Annotated in this window: 30 protein-coding genes; 6 read left to right on the forward strand and 24 right to left on the reverse strand. The window is 41.0% G+C overall.

The genetic code is table 11. The annotated features are described in order from the left end of the window. The first annotated feature begins 1 nt into the window (after window position 1). On the forward strand, window positions 2-808 hold the full coding sequence (locus QOL23_RS02185) for a metal ABC transporter permease (protein ID WP_283399947.1): 807 nt from the start codon (window positions 2-4) through the stop codon (window positions 806-808). Here QOL23_RS02185 and QOL23_RS02190 read toward each other — a convergent pair. The 5 genes from QOL23_RS02190 to ndk are packed head-to-tail and all read right to left on the reverse strand — an operon-like array spanning window position 779 to window position 4174. Then, the gene (locus QOL23_RS02190) at window positions 779-1507 is read right to left on the reverse strand and encodes a DUF72 domain-containing protein (RefSeq protein ID WP_283399948.1); all 729 of its coding nucleotides are present in this window, start codon (window positions 1505-1507) and stop codon (window positions 779-781) included. The genes QOL23_RS02185 and QOL23_RS02190 overlap by 30 nt on opposite strands. 3 nt (window positions 1508-1510) lie before the next feature. Beyond that, a complete protein-coding gene (locus QOL23_RS02195) occupies window positions 1511-2089 on the reverse strand; it encodes a flavodoxin family protein (RefSeq protein WP_283399949.1) in 579 nt (192 codons plus the stop codon). Then, window positions 2086-2871, reverse strand: coding sequence for a fumarylacetoacetate hydrolase family protein (locus QOL23_RS02200; RefSeq protein WP_283399950.1), 786 nt, complete (start codon window positions 2869-2871; stop codon window positions 2086-2088). Before QOL23_RS02200 ends, QOL23_RS02195 begins: the two co-directional genes overlap by 4 nt. 19 nt (window positions 2872-2890) lie before the next feature. Continuing rightward, window positions 2891-3718 carry a hypothetical protein gene (locus tag QOL23_RS02205; RefSeq protein WP_283399951.1) on the reverse strand — a complete coding sequence of 276 codons (828 nt, stop codon included), beginning with the start codon at window positions 3716-3718 and terminating at the stop codon, window positions 2891-2893. Between the two features lie 33 nt (window positions 3719-3751). Further along, window positions 3752-4174, reverse strand: a complete 423-nt coding sequence (gene ndk / locus QOL23_RS02210; protein ID WP_283399952.1) for a nucleoside-diphosphate kinase — start codon at window positions 4172-4174, stop codon at window positions 3752-3754. Window positions 4175-4248: 74 nt separating this feature from the next. On the opposite strand from ndk, the gene QOL23_RS02215 reads away from it, so the two are divergent. After that, entirely contained in the window at window positions 4249-4866 is a 618-nt protein-coding gene (locus QOL23_RS02215) for a class I SAM-dependent methyltransferase (RefSeq protein WP_283399953.1), read from the forward strand. Here the strand turns inward: QOL23_RS02215 and QOL23_RS02220 are convergent. The 16 genes from QOL23_RS02220 to thpR all read right to left on the reverse strand — a co-directional run bounded on the left by QOL23_RS02220 (window position 4863) and on the right by thpR (window position 17707). Beyond that, window positions 4863-5537, reverse strand: coding sequence for an endonuclease V (locus QOL23_RS02220; protein ID WP_283399954.1), 675 nt, complete (start codon window positions 5535-5537; stop codon window positions 4863-4865). The two genes, QOL23_RS02215 and QOL23_RS02220, sit on opposite strands and share 4 nt — an antisense overlap. Beyond that, the gene (locus QOL23_RS02225) at window positions 5534-6601 is read right to left on the reverse strand and encodes an LptF/LptG family permease (protein ID WP_283399955.1); all 1068 of its coding nucleotides are present in this window, start codon (window positions 6599-6601) and stop codon (window positions 5534-5536) included. The genes QOL23_RS02220 and QOL23_RS02225 overlap by 4 nt, the downstream gene beginning before the upstream one ends. Then, the gene (locus QOL23_RS02230; RefSeq protein WP_283399956.1) at window positions 6595-7674 is read right to left on the reverse strand and encodes an LptF/LptG family permease; all 1080 of its coding nucleotides are present in this window, start codon (window positions 7672-7674) and stop codon (window positions 6595-6597) included. The genes QOL23_RS02225 and QOL23_RS02230 overlap by 7 nt, the downstream gene beginning before the upstream one ends. Beyond that, window positions 7674-8558 (reverse strand): protein translocase subunit SecF, encoded by an 885-nt coding sequence (secF, locus tag QOL23_RS02235; protein WP_283399957.1) that lies wholly within the window; start codon window positions 8556-8558, stop codon window positions 7674-7676. Before secF ends, QOL23_RS02230 begins: the two co-directional genes overlap by 1 nt. An 11-nt stretch (window positions 8559-8569) precedes the next feature. Then, complete coding sequence (gene secD / locus QOL23_RS02240) at window positions 8570-10240, reverse strand: protein translocase subunit SecD (RefSeq protein WP_283399958.1); 1671 nt, start codon at window positions 10238-10240, stop codon at window positions 8570-8572. 15 nt (window positions 10241-10255) lie between these two features. Then, the gene (locus QOL23_RS02245) at window positions 10256-10924 is read right to left on the reverse strand and encodes an HD domain-containing protein (protein ID WP_283399959.1); all 669 of its coding nucleotides are present in this window, start codon (window positions 10922-10924) and stop codon (window positions 10256-10258) included. Between the two features lie 11 nt (window positions 10925-10935). Then, window positions 10936-11397 (reverse strand): hypothetical protein, encoded by a 462-nt coding sequence (locus tag QOL23_RS02250; protein ID WP_283399960.1) that lies wholly within the window; start codon window positions 11395-11397, stop codon window positions 10936-10938. Continuing rightward, on the reverse strand, window positions 11394-11693 hold the full coding sequence (locus tag QOL23_RS02255) for a nucleotidyltransferase domain-containing protein (RefSeq protein WP_283399961.1): 300 nt from the start codon (window positions 11691-11693) through the stop codon (window positions 11394-11396). Before QOL23_RS02255 ends, QOL23_RS02250 begins: the two co-directional genes overlap by 4 nt. A gap of 2 nt (window positions 11694-11695) precedes the next feature. Beyond that, window positions 11696-12412, reverse strand: coding sequence for a biotin--[acetyl-CoA-carboxylase] ligase (locus QOL23_RS02260; protein WP_283399962.1), 717 nt, complete (start codon window positions 12410-12412; stop codon window positions 11696-11698). Next, on the reverse strand, window positions 12378-13979 hold the full coding sequence (gene gpmI, locus QOL23_RS02265; RefSeq protein ID WP_283399963.1) for a 2,3-bisphosphoglycerate-independent phosphoglycerate mutase: 1602 nt from the start codon (window positions 13977-13979) through the stop codon (window positions 12378-12380). Before gpmI ends, QOL23_RS02260 begins: the two co-directional genes overlap by 35 nt. Before the next feature lie 83 nt (window positions 13980-14062). After that, on the reverse strand, window positions 14063-14422 hold the full coding sequence (locus tag QOL23_RS02270) for a holo-ACP synthase (RefSeq protein ID WP_283399964.1): 360 nt from the start codon (window positions 14420-14422) through the stop codon (window positions 14063-14065). Further along, window positions 14419-15159: a pyridoxine 5'-phosphate synthase gene (locus QOL23_RS02275; protein ID WP_283399965.1), complete on the reverse strand. Its 741-nt coding sequence runs from the start codon at window positions 15157-15159 to the stop codon at window positions 14419-14421. Before QOL23_RS02275 ends, QOL23_RS02270 begins: the two co-directional genes overlap by 4 nt. Further along, entirely contained in the window at window positions 15152-15460 is a 309-nt protein-coding gene (locus QOL23_RS02280) for a hypothetical protein (protein WP_283399966.1), read from the reverse strand. Before QOL23_RS02280 ends, QOL23_RS02275 begins: the two co-directional genes overlap by 8 nt. Beyond that, complete coding sequence (lptE, locus tag QOL23_RS02285) at window positions 15432-15956, reverse strand: LPS assembly lipoprotein LptE (RefSeq protein ID WP_283400236.1); 525 nt, start codon at window positions 15954-15956, stop codon at window positions 15432-15434. The genes QOL23_RS02280 and lptE overlap by 29 nt, the downstream gene beginning before the upstream one ends. Window positions 15957-15996: 40 nt before the next feature. Further along, a complete protein-coding gene (locus QOL23_RS02290) occupies window positions 15997-17169 on the reverse strand; it encodes a DUF445 domain-containing protein (protein ID WP_283399967.1) in 1173 nt (390 codons plus the stop codon). Beyond that, a complete protein-coding gene (gene thpR / locus QOL23_RS02295) occupies window positions 17162-17707 on the reverse strand; it encodes an RNA 2',3'-cyclic phosphodiesterase (RefSeq protein ID WP_283399968.1) in 546 nt (181 codons plus the stop codon). The genes QOL23_RS02290 and thpR overlap by 8 nt, the downstream gene beginning before the upstream one ends. A 102-nt stretch (window positions 17708-17809) precedes the next feature. On the opposite strand from thpR, the gene QOL23_RS02300 reads away from it, so the two are divergent. Genes QOL23_RS02300 through radA form a run of 3 tightly spaced genes read left to right on the forward strand, consistent with a single transcriptional unit; the run spans window position 17810 to window position 21340 of the window. After that, window positions 17810-18025 (forward strand): FeoA family protein, encoded by a 216-nt coding sequence (locus QOL23_RS02300; RefSeq protein WP_283399969.1) that lies wholly within the window; start codon window positions 17810-17812, stop codon window positions 18023-18025. Beyond that, window positions 18022-20049, forward strand: a complete 2028-nt coding sequence (gene feoB, locus QOL23_RS02305) for a ferrous iron transport protein B (protein WP_283399970.1) — start codon at window positions 18022-18024, stop codon at window positions 20047-20049. Before QOL23_RS02300 ends, feoB begins: the two co-directional genes overlap by 4 nt. Further along, entirely contained in the window at window positions 20042-21340 is a 1299-nt protein-coding gene (gene radA / locus QOL23_RS02310; protein ID WP_283399971.1) for a DNA repair protein RadA, read from the forward strand. Before feoB ends, radA begins: the two co-directional genes overlap by 8 nt. A 41-nt stretch (window positions 21341-21381) precedes the next feature. Here radA and QOL23_RS02315 read toward each other — a convergent pair whose 3' ends face one another. From QOL23_RS02315 to QOL23_RS02325, 3 genes are read right to left on the reverse strand one after another with little or no spacing between them, the layout of a single operon-like run. Continuing rightward, complete coding sequence (locus tag QOL23_RS02315; RefSeq protein WP_283399972.1) at window positions 21382-23385, reverse strand: TonB-dependent receptor; 2004 nt, start codon at window positions 23383-23385, stop codon at window positions 21382-21384. Between the two features lie 54 nt (window positions 23386-23439). Next, entirely contained in the window at window positions 23440-24363 is a 924-nt protein-coding gene (locus QOL23_RS02320; protein WP_283399973.1) for a sensor histidine kinase, read from the reverse strand. Then, window positions 24353-25006 (reverse strand): response regulator transcription factor, encoded by a 654-nt coding sequence (locus tag QOL23_RS02325; RefSeq protein ID WP_283399974.1) that lies wholly within the window; start codon window positions 25004-25006, stop codon window positions 24353-24355. The genes QOL23_RS02320 and QOL23_RS02325 overlap by 11 nt, the downstream gene beginning before the upstream one ends. A 52-nt stretch (window positions 25007-25058) precedes the next feature. Between QOL23_RS02325 and QOL23_RS02330 the strand changes: the two genes are divergently transcribed. After that, entirely contained in the window at window positions 25059-26048 is a 990-nt protein-coding gene (locus QOL23_RS02330) for a DUF475 domain-containing protein (RefSeq protein WP_283399975.1), read from the forward strand. The last annotated feature ends 1 nt before the right edge of the window (window position 26049 follow it).

Here is a 26049-nt window from a genome sequence, read left to right on the forward strand (position 1 = left end):
CTTGGAACTGTACAACCCATTTACCTTTCTAAGCTACTCCTTTGGAGTAAACGCGCTGATTTCGGCGCTCCTTACAGGCTTTTTATGTTCCGCAATCGGAACGTTCGTTGTTCTAAAAAAGATGCCATTCATAGGAGCAGGGCTTGCCCACATAGCCTTTGCCGGCGTAGCACTTGGAATCCTGACGGGAAAATCCCCCCTCCTCTCCGCCCTCCTCTTCACCGTCACCTCATCAATAATCCTCTGGTATTTAAGCGAAAAAAGACAGATTCACTACGACGTAACAGTTGGAGTCCTCTTCTCTGCAAGTATGGGACTGGCAGTAGTTTTCCTTTCCTTATCTCAAAACTTCGGTTCAGAAGCCCTCTCCTACCTCTTCGGCAGCCCTCTGTTAACTACAAAAACAGACATACTATTACTCCTGCTTCTTTCTTTAATAGTTTCAGCATTCTTCATCTATTACTGGCGGGAAATTTATCTGATACTTTTCAGCGAAGAAATTGCAAAAGCTTCTGGATACAGAGTCCACTTTATAACCTTCTGGCTCTTCTTTTTAACAGCATTTGCCGTCACTCTATCAATAGAATCGGTCGGTGCACTGCTCGTTTTTTCTCTTCTCATAGTTCCGCCAGCAACAGCACACAGAATGGCAAGAACTTACAATCAGTTTTTCATTCTATCAGTAATACTTGGCGTCCTATCCGCAGTTACAGGAATGCTTATATCCTTTACGATAAACGCACCGCCGGGAGCAACGATTACTTTAATTTCAACCACCCTATTCGGACTTACAACGCTTTTCAAGTAACTCCCTCAACTTAACGGCGTTAAGCGCTCCCATTCCTTTCGTTGTGTTATTAAAAAAACATAAAACATCTTCAGAATTAACAGTAGAAATCTCATCAGCAAAAGATTCAAGCTCCTCATCTGTATAGCTGTCACTGTAAAGCCTCCTTCTGCCGTGAAACCTAAAGTAAGCCGTTTTTTGCGAAAAAATCCCCCCCTGCCACCACTTTCTATAAGGCGGCGAATCTATCCTGCAAACCACAAACCCGTTTTCTTTCAGCCACTCTCTATGCACCTCCCACTGAGGCGCCCTTAGCTCAAAAACAACCCCAACTTCAGAAAAAGCCTCTTTTACGCTTAAAATAAAATCCATCGCCCTTTCAGAAGGTCTGAACGAAGCAGGAAACTGAGCCAGCAGACAATAAAGAGAATCCCCTAAAATTTCTTTTATCTTCAGAAAAGCCGACACGTATTCGTCTTTCAGTTCTCTATAGTGGGTTATCCCCCTGTAAAGCTTAAACACAAACGTCAACCTATCGGCAAACTTCTTATAACCCCTTATGCTAGACCTAACAGGAAGCCTATAAAAGGTGGAATTAATTTCAAGACCGTTCAGTTTAGCAGCATAAATTCCCAACCACTTTGAAGGAGAAACATCAGACGGATAAAAAACACCTTTCCAGCTACGATAGAAAAATCCACTCGTTCCAACGATTATCACATTTTACCGCTTAATAAGGTTAAGCACTTCTCTAACCCTTCTGCCCACGCTTCTTGCAGTCTCAATACCCCAATCATCAATTTCAAACTTTCCGTCAACCTGTTTGGCAACAGCAACACCGCCAAAGTGAGCAGTAGGAGAAGAATCAGCAACCAAAATCATTCCATGAATCAAAGCCCAAGCATGAATAGCCTGCAATGTATGCTCTTGGCCACCATGCTTTGTAGCACCAACAGCAATGGCAGCACATACCTTATCCTTTAAATCCCAGTTAACCCTCAAAGTCCTTGACCTATCAAAAAGGCTCTTTAGCATTCCCGTTATAGAACCAAAATAAACAGGAGAACCCACTATTATTGCATCAGCTTCCTTCATCTTTTCAGCAATTTTCTGATAGCCGTCTTTTACTACACAGATACCGCCGTTCTTCTTACAGGCGTTGCAGACTTTACAGTAGGCAATTTCATAATCGCAAAGGGAAATTATCTCCGTATCAAAACCCTCAAGCTCCCTCATCGCCTCTTCCAGCAAAAGAAGCGTAGAACCTTTCCTGTGAGAGCCGTTTATTCCCAAAACTTTCATTGTGCTCCTCCCTGTTCCTTAACAACGTAATTGATAAGCGTTCCAATACCTTCAATTTCAATTTCCACTCTGTCGCCTTCCTTCAAAGGTCCAACGCCCGGGGGAGTTCCGGTGGCAATAACGTCGCCCGGCAGAAGCGTCATCACTTTGGATATAAAAGACACAAGCTCAAACGGAGAGAATATCATGTCAGAAGTGCTACCTTCTTGCTTAACTTCGCCGTTTACCCTTGTCGTTATTTTCAAGTTCATCGGGTCAATAGACGTAGAAATCCAAGGTCCATAGGGTGCAAAAGTATCAAAGGATTTAGCCCTTGTGTATTGAACGTCCTTTTGCTGAAGGTCTCTTGCCGTAACGTCATTAAAGCAGGAGTAACCTAAAATGTAATCTTTCGCTTCTTCTGGAGAAACGTTTTTACAACGCCTGCCTATAACTATTGCAAGCTCACCCTCGTAATCTACCCTTTGAGACATTTCCGGCAGAATAATTTTCATCTTATTTGCTATTACAGCCGTAGAAGGCTTCATGAAGAGTAGTGGTTCTTCCGGCAGAGGTTTACCCATCTCCTCAGCGTGGGCTTTGTAGTTTAAGCCTACTGCAACAATTTTTGTTGGTCTTGTGGGAGAGAGGAATTTTAAATTTTTAAATTCAACGACTTCGTCGGTGGGGGTGGGATTTTCCATAAGCTCCTGGATTCGTTTTTCTTTTAAAACAACAACTTCCTTCCCCCTTACCATTCCAAAAATTGTTCTCTCCCCGTACTTAAAACGTCCTATTTTCACAACTACTCCCTCCTATTGGTTAAAAAACGGCAACGCCCCGCAATTTACCTATTACCTCTATTCTATCACCATCTGCAATTCCTTCCTTTACAGGTGTCAGAACTGTGAAGTCTAAATCTTCTGCTAAAATGCCAAGCCTTAAAAACTTTCTACCTTCCACTTCCACGACTTTAACGTCGGTAACTATTCCAATAACCTTGTAAGCGTTTTCAGTACAGGAGATGTAGGTATCAAAGAGTTCCTCTGGATGTTCCCTTACCTCTTTTAAAAGCCTTATAGTCTCCTCCCTTCCCAACTCCCTTTCCAGCTTCTCTAAAGCTTTATCGTTACCTTTTTCCGCCAACTTCAGAACTTCCCTGTTTTCATCAGCTATCTGGTCAAAACGCGTGGGGGGAGGAAGTTTCTTAACAGACTGGCAAAACAGCGTAAGGGCAACATCTTGCTCGGCTTTTACCTTTTCCGGAAGCTCACACAAGTTACACAGCTCAAAGAAGTAACTGATTCCCGAACTTACCTCTATAGCTTCTACCAAGAGCGTAAACTCATCAAAGGATTGAATTTTAAAGTTAAAATCTTCAAACGTTAAAACCGTCCCATCTCTGTAACATAAGTAGCAACCTAAAGGTCTTTCCTCCCTCCTGGAAAATATGGAACGGGAATCCTTTAAAAGGTAGTAACGGTAGAGGCAAAAGCCTCCACCTAATTGCTTTCTCTTACATATAAACTTTTCACTGGTATCTAAAAGGTCTTCAAAAACGAAATGCTTAACTTCTAACGAATCACCGTCTTCATCAAATTCTTCACAAAGTTCCGCCTCAGCTTTCAACAAACTGAAACTGTCGTCCATAAAATCTCCCGTTAAGGTTAAAAGCTGCAAAAATTATTCGTGTATTTCAAGCTGGTTAAAGAAGAACGGAATTTCGTAAGCAGCAGATTCAGGAGAGTCGGAAGCGTGAACGGCGTTTCTTCCTACATCCGTTCCGTACTTCTTCCTGATAGTTCCCTCTGCAGCTTTTGCCGGGTCTGTTGCTCCGATTATCTCTCTAACCCTTGCAATAGCGTTCTCTCCTTCAAATACCATAGGAACGCAAGGCCCGGAAGACATGAAATCGGTAAGTTCATCGTAGAAAGGTCTATCTTTATGAACTATGTAAAACTTTTTAGCCTGCTCTTTAGAAAGGTGAACCATCTTCAAAGCCAAGAGTTTTAAGTCGTTTTCCTGAAGAATTCTGATAATATCACCTACTGCGTTCTTCTTAACTGCATCAGGCTTTACTATAACAAGCGTTCTTTCTACAGCCATTTTTACCTCCTGTTTTTAATTGTAAAAGGTATTATCTTATAGCGCAAGCTAAAGTTCAAGTTGAGGATTCAAGAGTGATTGATGTTATCAAGAAAACTTTAGACTTTTACAACAGAAACGCCCTAAAATTAGCTGAAAAGTATAACCGTTCAACTCCTTACAAACTTCAACAGTTCATACTGAATTCCATACCAAACAAAAACTGCAAGATTTTAGAAATAGGCTTCGGCTCTGGTAGGGAACTCAAATTTTTACTGAAAAATGGATTCAACGTCTGGGGAGTAGATGGCTCAAAAGAGTTTGTTAAATTGGCAAAGTCTGAATTTCCAGAAATTTCTGAACAGATTTTCCAAGCTTACCTTCCAGAGCTAAAGCTTCCCTCAAAATACGTAAACTTTTTTGACGTCGTAATTTGCATAGCCGTTTTAATGCATATCCCGAAAAATTTCCATCAGCTAACTGCTAAAAACATTGCAAAGTATCTAAAAACCAACGGAATTCTCATTTTAAGTTATTCTTTAGGCACAAGAGAAGAAAAGGAACGATTCTTTGAAAAAATGGAACCGAAAGAAGTTGAAAAAGCTTTTTCAGAAGTAGGCTTTAAAAAAATAAAGGAACTTACCACCCAGGATTCTCAAAAAAGAGAAATAGAGTGGATTACAGAGCTGTACAAGCTAAGAGACAAACCTTAAACCAAAGATTTCCTTACTTCCTGAAGGTAGTTGTGGGCAAGTCTTGTTGGTTCAGGAATTCTGTACTTTGAACGGTCTACTATTTTTAGCATTAAATCCAAAGCGCTTTTTGAATCAACCAAATTTCCAGGAGAAATGTAAACAGGTTTAACGTTTTCTCTGCTTCTCAAAACGTATCCTAAAACTTTACCGGTATCCGGTGCTTTTATAGGAGAATAGCACCCCTTTTCATTACACGGCTCTTCAAACTCGCCGTACAAAGGTTTTTTAGCACAACCTATTGCAGGAATGCCAGTTACAACGCCAAAATGAGCTGCTATACCTAAACGTCTCGGATGAGCTATGCCGTGTCCGTCAACGATAACAACGTCAGGCTTATTCTTTAACTTCCTGAACGTTCTCAAAAGCAATGGTATCTCTCTAAACGCCAAGAAACCTGGAACGTAAGGAATATTAACGTTCATTACGGCATAAACTCTTTCAACGACTTCAAGGTCAGGAAAGGATAGAACTACAAAAGCCCCGATTCCGGTGGTAGGTGTTTTATAAGGGTTTAAAAAGGTTAAATCGCAACCTGCTATAAAGTTTACGCCTTTTTTAAAAGGAACAAGTCTTAACTTACTTCTTAAAATATTCTGCGCTTTTGCAGCTTTTGAGAAGTCAAACTTCAAGTCTCAGCCCTCGCCAGAAGGATAAGTCCAACGGAGAAAAAGAGTAAAACGGGAGCAAACGCTGCGTAAAACGGCGGTAAAACGCCGCTCTTTCCCAAACTTAAAAAGAAAGAAATGGTAATCCACATAGAAACTATTAAGAGAGCAGCTATAACAACGGTGTATCCCCTTTTATTTCTCGGGTTATACATCCCTAAAGGAATACCTATAACAGCAACGACTATAGGAAGCAAAGAGAGGGAAAGGCGGGAGTACAAATCAACCAACATGTTTGAAACGTTGTAACCTAACTTTGCCATCTGTTTTGCCACTACGTAAAGCTTGAGTAACTCCATAGTTTCCGGTTCCGGCTGGGAATACTTAATCTCTTTAACTCCAACTCCAAGTGAAAGAGTTTTCTCTTTCACCTTTTTAAAAGTCATCTTCTTTAAATCGCGAACGATGCAGTCTTCAAGAATCCACTCCTTCTCTTTAACGTTTTTACCTTTAAGTGCATCAATGCGCTTTTTTGGTTCAAAAGTTTTGGGAAGAACGAAAATAGAGATTCTCTCCGCTTCTTTTGTATATGGGTTAAAAGATTCCATATAGACAAATTTATCGTTATCTTTAAACCAAACGGAGGAAAGGGTGGCGTGGATTTTCACTTTTGAATTCACCTTTAACTTACACTCTATATCCTTCGCTAACTTCATACTTTTAGGAATAGCAAATTCCTGAAGGAAAAGAGAAAAGAGAGAAACCATAACGGACAAAACTAATATAGGAACAGAGAAACGATATATACTAATACCTAAAGATTTAACCGCTATCAATTCACTGGTAGAAGAAAAGGTGGATAGAGTTACCATCGTAGAAACTAGCATAGCTATTGGAACAATACGAGAAGCATATAGAGGAACTCTTGCAAAAACGTAAGTAAGTCCTTCTTTTAAACCTACCTTTGAAAAGGTATCAACGTTGCTAACAAAATCTATAATAACAAACAGCACTAAAAACGTAAGCAAAGAAAGAACGAAATACTTAAAAGTTTCAGTAAAAACATACCTATCTAAAACTTTTACCATCTCCCACCAATATCCAACTTAAGCTTTTCATTAATAGCCTGCTTATAAAAATAAACAGCCAAAATACCGAACAACAGGTCGGGAATAAGAGGAAGTAGCGGAATTCCTAACTTAAGAGCTGTTTTCTTCGCAAAAGTATATAAGACATAGTAAACCACTATTATTACCAAACTAATAAGAACTCCAACACCCATAGAACCCCTTGGTATCAAAACAGCAATGGCAAAAGCCAAAATACCCACAATTAGAGGAGAAAGGGACACGGTCAACCTTTTGAAAAACTCAACTTTCGCTTCCAAGTCGTTCCTTTTTAAAAGCTGTATCAGCGTTTTATACTTTACAGCTTGAAACTGCTCCTTCTCAGAAAAAGTATAGAGTTTAACAGTATAGTTTTTAAAATTTAAAACTTTTAAACTTTCAGGTTTTTTCCAATCAAGGAAATGAGCAACCCCGTTTTGAATGTCAAGGAAAACAGAATCTTTTACAGTCCGCAATAGTCCTCTTTTTGCAAAAATCGTTATCAGTTTATCCTTTTTTTGAAGGCTCACCATAAAATCTTCAAGGTATCCCTTCTGAGGATAAAGTTTTTCTGTATAAAAGGTTATACCGGGGAAGTTAGAACTGAAGTTTTTTTCCGAAATGCTCATGGTAATTTTCTTCTTCAAGAGCTGCTCTATCTGTTTTTTCATAGCAACGTTGCTTTCAGGCATAACAAACATTGTGATATAAAAGGAAGCCAAAGAAAGAAAAATCCCCACCCACACCACCGGCACAGAAATCTTTTTAAGAGATATACCACACGACTTCATAGCAATCAGCTCATTATTGCTACCCATCTGAATAAAGGTAATCAAAACAGAAAGAACGAAAGCCATAGGTATCGTTATTCCCAAAAACGCCGGCACTCCTTTAATCAAAACGGACAAAAAATCTAAAAGCGAAATTCCCTGCCCTAAAACCGTTTCCGCAATAGAAGAAGCCCTATCCATTAAGATTACGAAAACGAAAAGTCCTAACGTTAGAAAGAAAGTTTTTAGCAGCTCAAAGTAGATATACTTATGGAGTATTTTCATCACTTCATTTTCTTAACGTATTTGTACCAATCAACCACTAACGAACTGGCAACGAAGATGGAAGAATACGTTCCAACAACAATACCCACCAAAAGCACAAAGGCAAAATCGTTTATCACTCCGCCGCCGAAAAGGTAGAGAGTAAGAACAACAAAGAAGGTAGTAAGAGAGGTGATTATCGTTCTTGAAAGAGTTTGGTTAATACTATCGTTAACAATTTCATCAAAAGGTTTACTCTTTAGCAAAACCTTCATGTTTTCTCTGATTCTGTCGTAAACAACAATCGTATCGTTAATGGAGTAACCTATAACCGTTAAAAGCGCAGCAATCACCGGAAGACTAAACTCTCTCCCTGCAGACATGAAAACACCTATGGTAGCAAGAGTATCGTGAATAAGCGCGATGATAGCGCCGGCAGCAAATACCGGTTCAAATCTCCATGCAACGTAAAGGAATATGCCTATAAGAGCATAAATTAAAGCCATTATTCCCTTCTCTCTCAGCTCCTTACCGATAGTAGGACCTATCATTTCAATCCTTCTAATTTCCGCCTTTCCGTCAAAGGTAGACTTTATTATGGAAGTTATCTTCTCAACTATAACGTTAGGGTCTCCTTTAACAGGTGCTTTAATGAGGAACTCGTTGGAAGACTCAATCGTTTGAACAGTAACACCTTCCACTTTTCCCTTGAAAAGCTCTCTAATTTTCTCCGTATTAACGTCCTTCTCGTTTATCTTAACCTGTATCAGAACACCGCCGGTAAAATCAATCCCAAACTTGGGACCTTTAACGAAAACGCCGTAGCACCAAGAACCCACTATCAACAGAAACGAAAGCAGATAGGCAAAATATCTATTTTTTATAAACTCAAACTTCCTTTTCATCTAACTGCTCCTTAAATACTGAAGATTTTTGGCTTGTATTTAACAATAACGTCAAGTATCACCTTGGTAACAAACACTGCAGTAAACATACTGGAAAGGATACCTAAGGACAGAGTGACGGCAAAACCTTTTATAGGACCAGTTCCAAACTGGAAGAGAACTGCAGCGGCAATTAAGGTAGTAACGTTCGCGTCAAGAACCGTTCCCCAAGCCCTTGAAAAACCAGCCTCTACCGCAGAAAAGAGGTTTCTGCCTTTTCTCAGTTCTTCCCTTATCCTCTCAAAGATTATGACGTTGGCATCAACAGCCATACCTATGGTAAGGATAAATCCTGCAATACCTGGCAGAGTAAGCGTTGCCCCCAAAGCTGCAAGTGCTGCCCAGAGAAGAACAACGTTCATAAGAAGCGCTAAATCCGCAATAACTCCAGAAACTTTGTAGTAGAAAATCATGAAAATCATCACAATTATGAGACCGGAAACGCCAGCTTTTATGCCTCTTTCTATTGATTCCTTACCTAAAGAAGGTCCTACAGTCGTTTCTTCAATAATCTTCACAGGCGCAGGCAACGCACCTGCCCTTAAAACGATAGAAAGGTCTCTCGCCTCCTGATAGGTAAAGTGACCTGTAATCTGACCCCTTGCACCAATCTGAGACTGAATAACCGGCGCAGACTGCACCTTGTTATCAAGAACTATGGCAAGTCTTGTCCCTATGTGTTTTGCCGTATATTGCTCAAAAATCTTTGCACCTTGAGAGTTAAGGACAAAGTTAACAGCTGGCATGCCGTACTGGTCTCTACCCGGATAAGCATCTTTCAGGTAAGCACCGGTTAGAATAGGCTCTCTCTTTAAAATGTAGAAGGTATAACCTACAGTCTTGTTTTCCTTATTTTTTATCTCCTGATAGAGAATCTGCTCGTTCTCGGGGAGTTTTCCGCCAAACTGCTTAACGATTTCTTCTAAAGATTTTGCCTTTAAAGGCTTTTCCTTGCCGTTTTCTACTATGTAGAATTTTGGTCCTGAAGGGGAAGGAACGGCAACAACAGAAGCTCCTTGAGGTAGGTTTGCTCCCAATGAGAGAAGAAGTTGAGTCGGGTCTCTGTAAACAGCCACAACCTCTTTAAATTCAAGCTTTGCAACCTTTCCAATAACTTTTTTGGCGTGTTCAGGATTTTTGATACCCGGAAGTTCAACAATTATCCTGTCTTTCCCGTTTCTTACGATAACCGGCTCCGCTACACCTAACTCGTCAACCCTGTTTCTTATAGTCTCAAGTGCCTGCTCAGCCAACCTATCAACTTCTTTTGAAACGTAAGAATCCTTTAGCTTCAGAATAATGGAATTACCAGAAGTGGTAACGTCAAACATATCGCCGTAATCATCTTTTATGATTTTTGCAGCTTTAGGAACAGCTTCTTTCTCTAAAAGAGTTATCTCAACTGTTTTCTCTCCCCTCTTTACCGAAAGAACAGGAATGTTTTCGTTTGATAGAGCGTTTTTAATTTCTCTAATAGCTGCGGTTACTTCATCTTCAATTGCTTTTTTCGTGTCTATCTGAAGAACCAAGTGAGTTCCACCTTGTAGGTCAAGTCCTAAAGTCACCTTTTTCGTTAGCGCTATGTAAACGGCTCCCAAAAGAACCAGAAGGACGATTGCTATTCTGAGCTTCAAACTCTTCATCGCGTAACTCCTGTTTTAAATGTCTGTATCGTTAATTCTCATCCTGAAGCGAAATCCAAGCACTTCAGTTGCCTTTCTGCACATCTCCATTCTCGGCTGGAAGATGCTGAAGTAGTCTAAAATGTCTGAAATTTTCGTATCTATCTTTAAAACAAGGCGAATTATACGATTTTCTTTTTCAACTTCTAAGCGACTTGAAAGAACGGCGTAGTTAACGCGGTCGTGAATGTCTTCAAAGATGTCGCTTTTATTTCTGACTCTTGTCCTGCTAACGTGAGACTTGTCGGCTATTACAAGAGCTGCTGCAACTTCTGTTACGGGCATTCCGGTTTCTTCTTCATGGTTGCCGATGGCAAAGGTTATTTCTGTAAGGTCGTCATCTAAAAAACCTTTATTTTTAAGAAGCTCGTAGGCTAACAGGGCGCTACTCTGGGCGTGGTCGTGACGGGATATTACGTGACCGATGTCGTGAAGAAGCCCCGCTATTCCTGCAAGTTCAGAAATTCTCACGTTTCCCGTTATCTTTAGAAGAAGGTTCTTGGCGTTTTCTGCAACCCAGGTGGCGTGCTTTATTCCGTGGTCTGTGTAGCCCATTCTTTCAAGGAAGTAGTCGGCACGGTTGATGTAGTAGAGGATTTTTTTATCTTTTAGCAGTTCTTTATAGGTTGGAAATTCAAGTTCCACTGCACTTCTCCTTAAAGAGTCAACTGGTTTAGCAGTTTTTCAAAAAAGGGAAGTTCTTCCCTAACTCTGTTAATCACAGATGCGATTTTTTCTCTTTCCTCTTCATACTCGTGTGCAAGGGCATTCCTGATACTCCTTAAAGCAAACCATTTCTCAAGGGAAATGTTGAAACCATACTTTTCCATTAAAAGCACAACATCACCTATGGGCAGATGGTAAGCGTTTTCTCCTTTGAGAAAGAGGTAAACCCTAAGCAACTTACCTAACGAATCCTGCAGTTTAGAAAAGCGGTAGGCAATCTGGTCAAGAACCATTGTGCCTTCGGTAGTTTTTAAGAGAGAATTTACTTTCTGTTCGTTTAAGGGCAAACCTGTTTTCTGCTCTATCCAGCTGAACGCTTCTTTTAAGGTTGAAAGGTGCCTTTCTACTTCCGCTTTTATGTGTAGATATCTCAAGTATTCTTTATCGTTCACAATTCTACTCCGGTTTCAAGCGCTACTTTTTCTATGGAACGGTGGGGATTTTTCTGAATAATCACGTCAATCTTCCTCTCGCCTAACTTTACCATTAGTTTTGCTTTAAAAGTTATCTCTTTATTGAACAGATTTTCTGTATCTTGGGGAATTACATAAAGGTCAATGTCTCCGCCTTTCTCTCTCAGATTAGTTCTGCTACCGAAAAGTAACACTCTGGTTTTCTCGCCAAAAACCTCTTTCGCCACTTCCTTAATAGCTGAAATTTCGTAATCGCTTAGCCTCACCCGCCTCATGATTATAGAATTCTAACAGATACATCTGCGGAAAAAATCCTCCCCACTCTCCTCCCACCCTCATCGTCAAATTCAACAATTAGCGCACCTTCTCTGTCTATTCCTAAGACGCGGGCGAGGGGGGATTTTTTCCCGTCAATAATTTTCACCGTTTTCCCTACCATCGGGCAGAACTGCTCAAACTCCGAAACATCAAACCTTCCGACATAAAGCTTTTCTTTGTAAAGAACGATTCTTTCTGCCAGCTCCTCTGCCAAAACTTTCCTATCAACACTCACACCTTCAGCCAAAAGAGAAGTAGCAGGAACTTCAAGGTGAGAAAGCTCATCTCTGCTGTAAGAAACGTTCACTCCAACGCCAACGATAAGCCTGTCTTTCAAAACTTCAACCAAAATACCGCAAAGCTTCCTACCGTCAACGTAAACGTCGTTGGGCCACTTCAAGTAAGCTCTACTAATGTATTTTTTGACAACAGAAACAGTTGCAACGGCAAAAGAAAGGCTCGCAAGAGAACGATAGGATAAAGGCGGAAGCGAAAACATACCAGAAAGGTAAAGCCCCTTTCCCTTTTCAGAAATCCAGTTTTTCCCTCTCCTCCCCTTTCCTTTCGTCTGACGGTCTGCAACTACGAAAAGCGCCTCCTCAAACGGAACGCGCTTTAAATACTCATTCGTAGAGTCAACCTCATCTACAAATAGTATCCTGAAAGTTTCCTTCAACTATTACATCTCCCGTCATTTCGGCAGGTATTTCCTCTCCCAAAATGTAAAGAATGGTAGGTGCTATGTCGCCCAATATACCAATTACAGGAACGCCGTCAAAGTATTCCGGCAGTTCAACATCTTTCTTTTCCCTTCTTTTAACGTTGTAAGCACCGCACGTTCCCTTCACCACCACAAACGGCACAGGATTGGTCGTGTGGGCAGTCCAGGGCGTTCCCTTTTCCGGGTCTATCATCTGCTCGGCATTTCCGTGGTCGGAAGTAACTATACAGACACCACCCTTCTCAAGCGTAGCTTTAACCACCTCCTTCAGACACTTATCAACCGTTTCAACGGCTTTAATGGCAGCTTCAAGGTCTCCTGTATGCCCTACCATGTCCGGGTTGGCGTAGTTCAAAACTATAAGCTTGTAGTTTCCGTTCTTTATCCTTTCAACAACTTTCTCTGTAACCTCAAAAGCACTCATTTCAGGCTTTAAATCGTAAGTAGCAACTTTTGGCGAAGGAATTAGAATTCTTTCCTCTCCTGGAAACGGTTCTTCCCTTCCGCCGTTAAAGAAGTAAGTAACGTGGGCATACTTCTCCGTTTCGGCTATTCTTAACTGCTTATATCCCTTTTTAGAAATCACCTCCCCTAAAACGTTCTCAAGGCTTTGAGGCGGGAAAATAACGTCAAAGGGAAACGTCTCGTCGTAAAGGGTCATAGTAGCAATATAGGAAGGCTTTACAACCTTTTTTCTTTCAAAGCCGTCAAAGTTTTCAAAGCCAAGGGCAGAAACAATCTGACGCATTCTGTCGGCTCTAAAGTTAAAGAAAACGATAACGTCACCGTCTTCTATTAAACAGTTCTTGTTAACCACGTAAGGCGTGACGAACTCGTCCGTTTCTCCTCTCTCGTAAGCTTCGTGAAGAGCTTTCAAAACATCGCTGCACTCCAGTCCTTCACCTAAAACCATAGCGTTGTATGCCTTTTCTGTCCTGTCCCAGCGCTTGTCCCTGTCCATGTAGTAGTATCTACCGCCGAACGTTCCAATACTTGCGTTTCCAGCGCTTTTAACCTTTTCAACCAATTCCTTCAAATACTTTTCAGCACTTTTTGGTGGCGTGTCCCTTCCATCAAGAATCGGGTGAACGCACACCTTCTCAACGTCTTCATTCTTCGCCATGTCAATCAATGCAAAAAGGTGTTTTATGTGGCTGTGAACGCCGCCATCAGAGAGAAGACCTATAAAGTGAACCTTGGTATTATTCTTCTTTGCAATTTCAAAAGCTTTTTTAAGCGTTTCGTTCCTAAAGAAGTCGCCGTTTTCCACCGCCTTCGTGATTCTAACTATGTCCTGCCACACGATTCTTCCAGCGCCGATGTTCATGTGACCAACTTCAGAATTCCCCATCTGACCTTCAGGAAGTCCAACAGCCTCGCCACTTGCCTTTAAAAGACCTTTAGGATAAGTGCTCCATAGGTAATCCCAGAACGGCGTATTGGCTAAAGCAATGGCATTTCCTTCCTTTTTAGGATTGTATCCGAACCCGTCTAATATGATGAGAGTAACGAACTCAGCCATTTCCTCTCCTTTCCGGCGTAATTGAAAACTGTTTTCAATAAGGTAGGCTTAAAGGCAAAACTTTTCAAGACAGAAAGCTTACTCTAAAGGCGTTTAAACAAAACCACAAAAGCAACGGCGTATTCTTTTTCGTGAGAGATTGAAAAAAGATAGTGAAAAACGTTGTCGTAAGGGGTTTCCACTTTTAAGCTTTCACCGCCACCTGAAACTTTCACGTCCGTTATTTTTACTTTTACGTCTGCCTGACTGAAAGCCTTAACGAAAGCCTCCTTCAAAGCAAACCTTGCAGCGTAGCAACCCGCTAACTCGCCCTTTCTCTTTCTGCCGCAGTATCCATCATCTTCAGGAAGCACTTTCTTAACAAAAGCTCTACCGTATTTTTCAAGTAAACTTTTAACTCTCTTAACCGAAACGATGTCAACGCCGACGCCAACAGGTGTCATGCCAGACCGTTTATCAGTTTTATCATCTCTTGAACCGCTTCCTTCATTCCCTTCAAGATAGCGTTGGCAACTATTGAGTGTCCGATGTTCAGCTCCTCTATCTCGGGAATTTCGGCAACTGCCCTGACGTTTTTGTAAGTAAGCCCGTGACCGGCGTAAACTCTTAAGCCTTTAGCCTTTGCAAAAGCGGCAGCTCTTTTTAAACGCTCAAGCTCTCTCTTCGTTTCTTCCTCGTTGTTCTCGGCAAACCTTTCTGCATACCTTCCTGTATGAAGCTCCACGGCATCTGCGCCTACTTTTGCGGCTGCCTCTATCTGCTCTTCTTCAGGGTCTATAAAGATGTTCACCACTATGCCTGCTTCTTTCAGTTTTTTAACTGCGTCCTTAACCTTTTCAAAGTTTGAAACGACATCAAGACCGCCTTCTGTCGTTATCTCTTCTCTTTTCTCCGGAACTAAAGTTACCTGATGGGGCTTAACGCTTAAAGCGATGTTAATCATCTCTTCCGTTACCGCCATTTCCAGGTTCACTTTTGAGTGGATAACCTCTTTTATCAGCTTTAAATCCCTTTCATTTACGTGCCTTCTGTCTTCTCTAACGTGAAGGGTAATCTGGTCAGCTCCGGCAAGGTCTGCTATTACTGCTGCGTGAACGGGGTCTGGCTCAAAAGTCCTGCGCGCATTTCTGACCGTCGCAACGTGGTCTATATTAACGCCAAGCCTTATCCTTTTAGCCATCTTCCACCTCCAGCTCTTTTTTCACTTTCTCTAATGTTTCAAGTGAAATACCCAACTCTGCAACGCAGTTTTCCGCTTTTACAACTTTCGGGTCAAGGTGAAGCAAAATCTCACAGGGAAGGCAGTAGGAAGAATCGTCTTGCTTTTCCCACATCTCTTTAACTTCTTTCTCACTCAAAGAGCAAATGCCTAAAGATTCCGTCTTTTCTGCTTTATCTATCAGCAAAATTAAAGGCTTTCCGTTCATTTCAAAGTAGTAAAGCAGGTATCTGTCATTTGATAACTTCAGCGTTACTTTCAATTTCCTTCCCTTCTGCGTAGAGTTTTTCTCCGACGGCTGAAAATATCTGCTCTGCTATCCTTGAAAGACACTCTTTTCTGTTTCTTTCTATTTCAAGTGGGTTGCCAACGTTTGAGTAGAAATCGTAACGGGTAATCTTGAACACTTTGAAAGGCTTCTTAAAACCGTAACGGAAAAGTTTAACGGTTGCCTGAACGGTCATTCTGTATTCGGTGGCTCTGTCGTATCTGTCAAAACCCACGGCAAAGGTTGATATGGAATCAACAGAAGGTTTAACGATTATCGTGGTTCCGGGAATGGGTTTCGGGTCAACCTTAAATCGGGGGTCTGAGTAAAAAACGTCATCTGCAACCTTTGTAAAGATAACGTCAAGGGCTTCTTCGTGAGTTCTGTTTGTAACGGGGAAAATGTAAACGTGCTCAACCTTTTTAAAGGTTGTTTGCTTTGTCTCTACCGAGGCACAGGAAAAGCTTAGTAACAGTAACAGCAAAAGCACAAGTCTCAACTTTTATCTCCCAAAAGTTTATTTCTCAATTTTACTGTAAAAAGTAGAAGACAAAAGACTGGAACAAGCCTATGATGAAACCTAAAACGCCGCCTAAAAGCGTGATGTAATTTAGCTCTTCGTTTATGAGTTTAAGAATTAAACCTTCCACCTCTTCTACCGGCAGAGCGTTAACGCGCTCTTTAACCATTGATTCAATGTCAATGGACTCAAGAATGACGGGAAGTTCCTCCTCAATGATTTTAAGTAGTTTTTCGGCTGCCATTGAAGAAATCGTTTCTTTCTCTGACTGGATGAAACGGACGGTGAGGGTGTAGAGGTGGGGGAGGATTTTTTCTTTCAATACCGGCAAATCGTTTATGGTTTTCTCACTCAAAACGTTCAGGTATTTATCTAACAGACTATTAAGGAAAGACCTGAATTCAGTGAAAGCTCTCGAGTTCGTATCAATTTTAGTGTTGAGAACAGACTGAAACTTTTTCCACACTAATTTTGAGATTTTACTTTGAAGGGCAGGGTCATCAGCCAAAGAGCGCAAATTCTTAACGATAGCATCGCCTAATTTCTCAGCCACTGAACTTTTAAAGTTCTGCGGTAAAAAAGGCACGTGGGCAAGTAAACGTTCTAAAGCTGAATCAATGAAAGAGTAAACGATAGATTCAAACTCCTTATCTTTAACAAGTTGAACAATGTAAGAAGCTATCTCTTCGCTCTTTTTGTCTATGAACGACTCTAAATCTCTTTTAAGAGAGGATGGTATCAGCTCGTTGAGGGTTTTTCCTTCTAAAGAACGAAAAATGCTATCCATAAAAGTTTTAAGACTCTCTTCAATTTGAGGAAAGTTTCCAAATTCTTTAAAAGGCTTGTTATCTATATGGGCTAAAAACTCCTGAAAGTATTCCTCGCTGTTTTCAGAAAATCGGTCTATAAACCTTTCTATCAGCTCTTTCAAAGAAAGGTAAATCTTCTCTTCGTTGAGGCGCTTCTTAACTACTTCTTCCGTTATAAGGTTTTCCTTAACAACTTTAGCTATGGCTTCTGCTAATTTTTCTCTTTTTGATGGAATTAAGCCGGGCGTTAGAGGTAGTTTTCTCCCGAATAAGTAGTAAGGTTTAACGGGGCGGAAAAGCATCTTTATGGCAACGTAGTTGGTAAAATAACCTATTATTCCGCCTGCAATCGGTGGAAGCAAGTATTCAATCAAGGTGAAACTCCTCAACGGCAGTATAGATAGGTCCCTGCGACGTCAGTTTACTCTCAAAAAGCGTTACAACGTTTACTTTGCCTTCTCCGAAAACAAAGTCTTTCATCCGGTGAACGTAGCTTTTAAACTTTGTTGCCCTTCTGAACCTTTTTATTCTTAAAAGGGTAACGTGGGGAACGAATTCTTTATCTAAAGGATAACCAAAAGGTAAAAGCGCCTGGTCTACGGCGTTTTTTATTCTCTGTATGCCTTCCGATTCCACTCTAACGAAAAAAACTCTGGGAATTCCTTTCTTCTCAAAAAATCCCACCCCCCTATACACCACCTCAGGCGCCCTGCACAGTTTTAATTTTCCTTTGAGGGAGAGGATTAGGGGGGGGATTTTTTCCTCCTCAAAATCCCCTAAAAACCTATACGTAAAATGAAGGTTTTCTTCCTCCACCCATTTACCTTCAATACCAAAAGATGTTATCTCCTTTCTGACTTTATCCAGTTCATCTAACCTAACTTTTGTTCCTATAAACAAACGCTTTTTCAAACCCAGTCTCCATTAGAAAGTTATTAAAGTTAAATTTCATTCTATCAAAAGCCCTTGACGCTCCACACAAGAGTTAGTATATTCTAACTTCAGGAGGAAACGATGAGATTAATAGACGTAAAAGAAGGCGAAAAAGTTAAAATAATTAACATAATAGGCGGTTGCGGACTCAAAAATAGACTTGCATCAATAGGAATATACCCCGGTGCAGAAATTAAAGTAGTAAAATCCCCCCCCGGTCCCCTCATAGTAGAAACTGCAGGCTCACGATTCGCCATAGGAAAAGGAATGGCAGCACGAATAGAGGTAGAAAAATGAAAAGAAAGATAAGAGTAGCCATTGCCGGCAACCCGAACGTCGGCAAGACTGCCCTTATGAACGCCCTGGCAGGCACAAACGAAAAAATCGGCAACTGGCCCGGCGTAACAGTTCAAAAGAAAGTTGGCGCCTACAATTTCAGAGGCTTTGAAATAGAACTTATTGACCTTCCTGGAATATACAGTCTGACTTCCTACACCTTAGAGGAAAAAGTAGCAAGAAGCTTTTTACTTAAAAAAGATTACGACGTCGTTCTCAACGTAATTGATGCAACCCTCTTAGGAAGAAATCTCTACCTTACCCTTGAACTTTTAGAAATGGGAATAAAACCCATAATAGCCCTTAACAAAGTAGATGAAATAGAGCAATCCGGCTTCAAAATAGATGCAAAAAAATTGGAGCAAATTCTTCACCTTCCCGTCATCCCCATTTCTGCCACCAAGAAGAAAGGTCTTGAAGAACTCTCAGAAACAATACTCCGCGTAGCAACCGGAGACCTCACATTAAAAGGTTTTGAACCAAGATACTCAAAAGACCTTGAAAACGCAATAATGCTCATAACCTACCGCCTGGAATCAGTTTTGTTAGAAGAAAACTTACCTTTCCCTCTGCGGTGGTTAGCCATAAAACTATTAGAACAAGACCCGGAAATAATAGAACAGTTAGACAAATACGTCGCTGACCCGGAAATTATCCTGAAGGAGTTAGAAGAAATTGAAGAAGTAATTCAGCAAAGACACCGTTGTGACCTTCCTTCTTTCGTAGCAAAAGAAAGATTCCACCTGGCTTCTGAAATAGCGAAGAAAGCGATAACAAAAACAAAACCCACAGCAGCTTTAACAATAAGCGACAGAATAGACAAGATCGTAACGAACCCTCTAACCGGCATACCCATCTTCTTTCTCATAATGTGGCTTGTATTCAAATTAACCTTTTCCATAAGCGCACCGTTTACAGACCTTATAGATTACTTCTTCGGACAGTTCCTGCCAGACTTAGTAGAAACGAAATTTAACTTTCTTCCTCACTTTCTTATATCTCTGTTAGATGACGGCGTATTTGCAGGCGTTGGTGCTGTTCTCATGTTTCTACCAATACTCAGCGTTCTCTTTTTCCTCATGTCTATCCTTGAAGACACCGGCTACATGGCAAGAGCAGCAGCTCTATGGGATAACTTTATGAAACTCTTCGGACTTTCCGGCGCTTCCGTTATACCGATGATTTTAGGATTTGGATGCAACGTTCCTGCCGTTTACGCAACCCGGGCAATGCGTTCACCTACACAGAAACTGATAACAATGATGGTAATTCCATGGATATCCTGTAGTGCAAGACTCCCCGTTTACGCCGTTTTTACCGCTGCCTTTTTCAAAAACTACCAATCCTTAGTCATATTCGGACTCTATCTGACAGGCGTTCTATTTGCTCTCGCTTTTGCATTTATCGTTTCTAAAAAACTTAAAACAACTGAAGAAGAGTTTTTCATAGAACTCCCTTCTTATAAACTTCCCGCCTGGAACGTTGTTCTTAACCAGACCTACATTGAAGTAAGAGAGTTCGTTCAAAAGGCCGGCACGGTAATATTTGCGCTTTCGGTATTCATCTGGCTAATAGCGAGTTTACCGCCCGGAACGGACTACGCATCTCCAGAAAGCCTGGTGGGACATTTAGGAAAAGCCCTACAACCCATTTTTGAACCTATAGGCATTCACGACTGGAAACCTATAGTAGCGCTGATTTTCGGTGCTCTTGCAAAAGAAGTTGTTGTAGGAACGTTAGGAACTCTATACGGCGTAGAACACAGCATCTCTCAGGCACTATCAAACACATTCACACCTGCTTCAGCACTTTCCTATATGGTTTTCGTCCTGTTATACATACCCTGCGTTGCAACAATTGCAGCTATAAAACAGGAAAGTGGAAGCTGGAAGTATCCTGCTATACTTATAGTAACTGAACTCACGGTAGCCTGGATAGCTGCCTTTTCCGTTTACCACGTTGCAAAGGTATTTCTAAATGGCTAAAAAGAGCGTTTTTGTCTGTCAGGAATGTGGATACAGGTCGCCTAAATGGGCAGGGAGATGCCCCGAATGCGGCGCCTGGGGTAGCTTTGTAGAAGAAACCGTAACGAAGAAGAAAAACGTAAGAAGCAGTTGGAATACAAAATCCTCAGAGCCGCTTAAACTGACAGAGGTAGAAACGATAGAAGAAGAAAGAATTTCTTCAGGCTTTCCAGAGTTTGACAGAGTTACAGGCGGTGGTATCGTAAAAGGTTCAGTCTCTTTAATTTCTGGCGAACCAGGAATAGGAAAATCCACCCTCCTCCTCCAGCTCTCCCACCTTTTCTCCCAAAACCATAAAGTTCTCTACGTAACGGCAGAAGAATCCGTCAGACAGATAGCGCTCAGAGCAAAAAGACTCGGCGTTGAATCCGAAAACCTCTTAGTTTTAGCAGAAAACAACTTAGAAGAAATTGAAAAACACATATCACGCATAAATCCAGAATTCGTTATCTTTGACTCAATACAAACGCTATACCTTCCCCATCTTGAATCAGCACCCGGTTCAGTATCTCAGGTTAGAGAATCTGCAGCTTTCATAACAAACACCTGTAAAACGAAACGAATAACTGCCTTTGTGGTAGGTCACGTAACGAAGGAAGGAACTGTAGCAGGACCAAAAGTCCTTGAACACATAGTTGATGCAGTATTCCACTTTGAAGGCGATAGAGGCTATAACTTCAGGATTTTAAAAGCCCTGAAAAACCGATTCGGTTCAACAGGCGAAGTGGCAGTTTTTGAAATGACCGATAAAGGACTGAAAGAAGTCCCCAATCCTTCAAAGTTCTTCCTGAGTGAAAGACCGGAATCCAAACCCGGAAGCGCTGTTTTCGTAAGTATGGAAGGCGAAAGACCGCTTCTATTAGAAGTCCAGGCTCTCGTTACAAGAGCCGTCTTCACAACGCCTCAACGTCGGGCAAGGGGAATAGACGCAAACCGCCTCTCAATAATCGTTGCAGTAATAGAAAAGGAATTAGGATATCCCTTAAGAAACTTTGACGTATTCGTTAACGTTGTTGGCGGAATGAAGGTCACAGAACCCGGAATAGACCTGCCGGTAGCAGCTGCCATTGTCTCAAGTTATCTAAACAAACCCCTACGGAAAGATATAGCACTTTTCGGTGAAATAGGACTAACAGGTGAAATAAGAAAGGTGCGTCTTGAAGAACTACGTGAGAAAGAAGCCAAAAAAAATGGATTTACCGTTATAAAAGAACTCAAAAACGTTGCCCAACTCACCGAACTGGTAGAATAAAAAGGGGGGAAAATCCCCCAGCAGGAAGGCTTAAAAGATGGCTAAAAGGCTACATTCATGGAAATCAGGTAGTTTCTTCCTGGCATCTGATAATTTTCAACGTAGAAATATTTCTTGTTAAACAGGTTGTTAACTTTAAATACGAAACTAACGTTTTCTACAGGCTTAAAGTTGTAGCTCAAATCAAAAACGCCAAATCCTGGGACTTTCTCAACGTCATAACCTTTCCTCTTGGAGTAAAACGTTCCCTTCAATGTAACAAAAGAATCCTTACCACCCAACACCGCTTCAGTTACAAGCTTATGCTTCGGCACTAAAACAGAAGGGTCCGGCGTTTTATCAGGGGTAAGGTCAGAATCTGCCACGTTAGAAGTTTGATAAGCGTAAGAAGCGTAAAGTTTACACCAGCTGTAAGGATTGAAGTTCCCCGCCAACTCTATCCCTTTTACCTTATAGTAATCAAGGTTTTCTATTATCCTGTCAGGAAAAGTCCTTCCAAGTAGCGTTTGAGCAGCGTAGAAGTTACTGACTATGAAATCTTTTATATCGTAGTAGTAAGCTCTCGCAGTTAAAGAAATCCCTGAAAGAACAGTAGAAGCACTTAACTCATAATCCCACCCTCTTTCAGCTTTTAAGTCGTAAGCTCTACCTATAGCTTTTAAAGCCTGATATTCCTTGCTATACCATAAAAGCTCTTCAGCTTTCGGCGCCCTGTAAACCCTTCCAGCACCTATACCAAACTTCACCTTCCCCAATTTAACGCCCAAAGATAGAGAAGGTAGAAATTCTGTGCCTGAAGGCGAAGGCGCAGGATATGGAACGTTTCCCTTCCACCTTTCAATCCTTAAACCACCGTTGAAGTTGAACGAAACGGAAGAAACTCTCAGCTCTTTCTTCAGACTGAAAAAGCCCGCGTATCTCCTCAAAGCGTTGTAGTTTTCCGGTGCAAGAACAGAAGTGTTTTTATCTATTTCGCCGTGTCCGGAGTTCTGAAACTCAACGCCGGCAGTCCCACTTAAACCGTAAAAGGAAAAATCCTCCCACACATTCCTCAAACCGTAAGTCCTATCGTCAGTTCCTTCAAAGTGCATAGCAGTAAGCTTCACACCTGCAGGCGTCTTAAAGAAACCGTAATAATCCTCGCTCTTAAAGCTTCTGTTTAAATACAAAGAAGTAGAAATCAATCCGTTACCTGTATCGTAAGAAACAGTTGAACCAAACCTCGTTGTATTGCGCTGAATGAAGTTGCTGCCGGGGTTTTCAATCAACTTTAATTTACAGAACGGCGCACATGCAAGGCTGAAGTAGGTTTCCTTAACAACAGGATAGTCCGAATCGTAGTTCGTTGCCGGATTTGAAGGGTCATTCAAAACAGGCATCCCTTTCTTCAAGTTAATCCGCTGTGCAAAAAACTTAACGGACGTTCTATCGTTCAAAAGCTTGTAAACAGTAACTGTTCCATCCCATCTATTAGTAAAATCGTTCCTGAGATAGCCAGAAGTTCTGAAAGCACCCGTCCTGATATCAATTCCCGTAGTCCCGTAGGAGTTTCTGAAGATAAAGTTTCCGCCAACAGTTCCATAAGAACCTGTAAAGCCCTGCAACTTCGTTTCCCTTTTAATCGGGAAACCCGGCGGTTCAAAAATCACGTTTCCACCAGGATTAGAACCATAAATAACGGAATTACCATAAATAACATCTATCCTCTTAACATCCTCTGATGGAACAGAAGAAAGGTCAACGTAGTAATTACCCCTTATTCCGGAACCGTTAAGAGGATAGTCGCCGTAATAAACGAAAACCCTTTCCGGAGAAAATCCCCTCAGGAGCAACCTGTCCTGAGGGGAAGGGGAGGGGGAAAGTAGATTAAGAGAAACACCTGGGAGTAGCTCAAGGCTTTCTATTACAGCATTTTCATCAGCTTCATTTTTAACAGGTAATTTAACCTGTGCGTTTGTGAGGGATTTTCCCTCAATAGTTATCTCAGCACCCTGTGCAGCAGTAAATGCAGCTAAAACTGTAGAAATGAGTAATAAATATCTCACCTCATTCCTCCACTTCAGTATGATTTTTCATAGAAAAGATAATACCATATCAGATTAAAAAGTAGAAGAGGTAGGAATAATAACCTTAACTTCAGTCCCTTTATTAACCTCTGAACTCAGGCTGATCTTCCAGTCGTGGAACTTAACAATTTCTTTAACAACAGAAAGTCCTATTCCCTGTCCTTCACTATCAGGTGATTTAACGTATTTCTCAAAAACCATACGTTGAAGCTCTTCAGGAATCCCTCTTCCCGTATCTCTAACAGAAAAAACAACGCCATTCTCCCCCATTTTAAGAGTAACGTTTATCTCCCCTCTATCTGTAAATCTAACAGCGTTATCTATAAGGTTTTTAACAAGCTGCTCAAAGAGAATCCGTTCACACCTGACATAAGCACTCTCTAAAAATAGCTTTATCTTTAAACCTTTCTCTTCAAACTTCTTTCTATAATTTCTAATAACACCTTCAACCACTGTTTTTAAATCTACTACTTCTCCTCCACTCTCCTCCAGAAAGAGCTTTCTCAAACTCCTTACTATATTTTCTATCTTTCCTACATTCTCCAGAGACTCCTCTACAATTTCCCTATCTTCCGCACAAAGATTCCTATAAGCTAACAAAAAATCCAGATTTCCCTTAACAACCGTTAAAGGTGTTTTAATCTCATGGGAAACAGTTGAGAGTATATCTTTCTTAATCTTATGAATTCTACGCGCACACGTAACATCCCTCCTCAAAACCAAAAAGACTCCATCTAAAACCCTTTCTATTTTAAATTCAAAAATCCTCCCCCCTTCCTCCACTTCAAAATACCCTTTTCCAGCACTTTTAGCATCTTCAAAACCTTTCACAACTTCACTAAAAGGAAACCTATCCCATAAACGCTCTTCCGTTCCAAAAATCTCCCCTTTTCCATCAACAAACAAAACATCGCCTGTCTTTTCATTCACAAGTTTTAACAACTCTTCAAACTTCAAACCTATACCCCACTCCCCAAACAGTTTTTATACGTTCACTACCTATCTTATCTCTCAAATGTTTAACGTGAACATCAACAACCCTGAGAGAAACGTTCTCATCTCCCCACACTTTAACTAAGAGTTCATCTTTAGAAACCACCCTACCAGCGTTATCAACCAGCACTTTCAACAACTTCTTTTCCTTCTTAGTTAGCTTCACTTTTCTTCCCTGAATAACTACTCCTTCATCAACAAATTCCAACTCTGCTGAAGAAGACATATGAAACGTTCCTCTCCTTCTCAGTAACGCCCTTACCCTTGCAACCAATTCTTTTAAACCGAAAGGTTTAGTAAGGTAATCATCTGCCCCGCTTTCAAGCCCTTTAACCTTATCGTCCTCTTCCGAAAGAGCAGTCAGCATAAGAACAGGAACGTTAACTCCCCTATCTCTCAAGAAAGAACAAACGCTCACACCATCAGCACCAGGAAGCATTACATCAAGTATTACAAGGTCAAATTGTTCCCCATATTCAAACAACTCATTGATAAACCTTTCACCCGTTGAAAACGTTCTTACCTTTAAACCTTCAGCCGACAGCACCCTTTTCAACAAGTTGGCTATTGAAACGTCATCCTCCACAACGGCAACCCTGAAACTCATAATAACCTCCACGTAGTAAAATTAAATCTTACAAAAGAAAAGGGAGGAAAGTTTGTCCTTTAAAAAGCTCCTCAAAGAGTTTCTAATCATTTTCTTAGTTAGCTGGGCTATAGAGTTCTTATACATGGGAATCAAAGGAGTTTTTGAAGGAACAACGCTTTCTCTCTTAGAAATCTCTCTTTCCTTTGACAACGCAGTAATGAACGCCGTAATCCTTTCTGGAATGTCTCAGGTTTGGCGAAAACGCTTCCTCACCTGGGGAATGGTCTTCGCAGTTTTCGGAATGCGATTTCTCTTTCCCGTTCTCATAGTATCAATAACTTCTGGGCTCAACATGGTAAAAGTAGTGGAAATTGCACTTTCAAAACCGCTAATTTACGCACACTACCTTGAAAAAGCAGAACCTTTAATTCTTTCCTTCGGTGGTGCTTTTCTACTCATGGTTTTTATCAACTGGCTCTTTGATGCAAGCAAAGAACTCTACTGGATTAAATTTTTAGAAGAAAGAGCTTCTAAAATGGCAAAGTTAGGAGAAATAAAGCTCATATTAGCACTATCAATATCTCTCTTTATAGGATTTTTGAAAAAAGACTTTGCCATTCTCTTTGCCCTGATTTTAGGAATACTTCTGTTTGAAATTGTCCAGTTCATAAAAGAAGCTATTGAATACGTTAAGGAACAAAAACACTTTGACGCTGGAATTGGCGCTTTTATATACCTTGAGCTGTTAGATGCTTCATGTTCTTTAGACGGCACCGTAGGTGCTTTTGCCATTAGCCAGAACCTGATAATCATTACCGTCGGCTTATCTGTAGGTGCTTTTATTCTCCGTTCTCTTACGCTCTATTTTGTTGAATCTGGAAAGTTAAAGCAGTTTTCCTACCTTGAACACGGCGCTCACTGGGGAATCGGTGGTTTAGGGATAATGATGCTCTTGGAACTTTTCTATCAAATACCCGAAGTCGTCATAAGCACAGTTGCCCTTATATTTATAGTATCTTCCCTAATTTCCTCAATTAAAAGAACAGAAAAGCTGATTTAAA

The organism is Desulfurobacterium pacificum (assembly GCF_900182835.1).
GTDB lineage: Bacteria > Aquificota > Aquificia > Desulfurobacteriales > Desulfurobacteriaceae > Desulfurobacterium_B > Desulfurobacterium_B pacificum.

Bases quoted from the DNA above. Each gene is read 5' to 3' on its own strand.
- QOL23_RS02195 (WP_283399949.1), bottom strand. From the start codon at position 2,089: ATGAAAGTTTTGGGAATAAACGGCTCTCACAGGAAAGGTTCTACGCTT.
- QOL23_RS02205 (WP_283399951.1), bottom strand. From the start codon at position 3,718: ATGGACGACAGTTTCAGTTTGTTGAAAGCTGAGGCGGAACTTTGTGAA.
- ndk (WP_283399952.1), bottom strand. From the start codon at position 4,174: ATGGCTGTAGAAAGAACGCTTGTTATAGTAAAGCCTGATGCAGTTAAG.
- QOL23_RS02225 (WP_283399955.1), bottom strand. From the start codon at position 6,601: ATGGTAAAAGTTTTAGATAGGTATGTTTTTACTGAAACTTTTAAGTAT.
- QOL23_RS02230 (WP_283399956.1), bottom strand. From the start codon at position 7,674: ATGAAAATACTCCATAAGTATATCTACTTTGAGCTGCTAAAAACTTTC.
- secF (WP_283399957.1), bottom strand. From the start codon at position 8,558: ATGAAAAGGAAGTTTGAGTTTATAAAAAATAGATATTTTGCCTATCTG.
- secD (WP_283399958.1), bottom strand. From the start codon at position 10,240: ATGAAGAGTTTGAAGCTCAGAATAGCAATCGTCCTTCTGGTTCTTTTG.
- QOL23_RS02255 (WP_283399961.1), bottom strand. From the start codon at position 11,693: ATGAGGCGGGTGAGGCTAAGCGATTACGAAATTTCAGCTATTAAGGAA.
- gpmI (WP_283399963.1), bottom strand. From the start codon at position 13,979: ATGGCTGAGTTCGTTACTCTCATCATATTAGACGGGTTCGGATACAAT.
- QOL23_RS02270 (WP_283399964.1), bottom strand. From the start codon at position 14,422: ATGACACCTGTTGGCGTCGGCGTTGACATCGTTTCGGTTAAGAGAGTT.
- QOL23_RS02275 (WP_283399965.1), bottom strand. From the start codon at position 15,159: ATGGCTAAAAGGATAAGGCTTGGCGTTAATATAGACCACGTTGCGACG.
- QOL23_RS02300 (WP_283399969.1), top strand. From the start codon at position 17,810: ATGAGATTAATAGACGTAAAAGAAGGCGAAAAAGTTAAAATAATTAAC.
- feoB (WP_283399970.1), top strand. From the start codon at position 18,022: ATGAAAAGAAAGATAAGAGTAGCCATTGCCGGCAACCCGAACGTCGGC.
- radA (WP_283399971.1), top strand. From the start codon at position 20,042: ATGGCTAAAAAGAGCGTTTTTGTCTGTCAGGAATGTGGATACAGGTCG.
- QOL23_RS02325 (WP_283399974.1), bottom strand. From the start codon at position 25,006: ATGAGTTTCAGGGTTGCCGTTGTGGAGGATGACGTTTCAATAGCCAAC.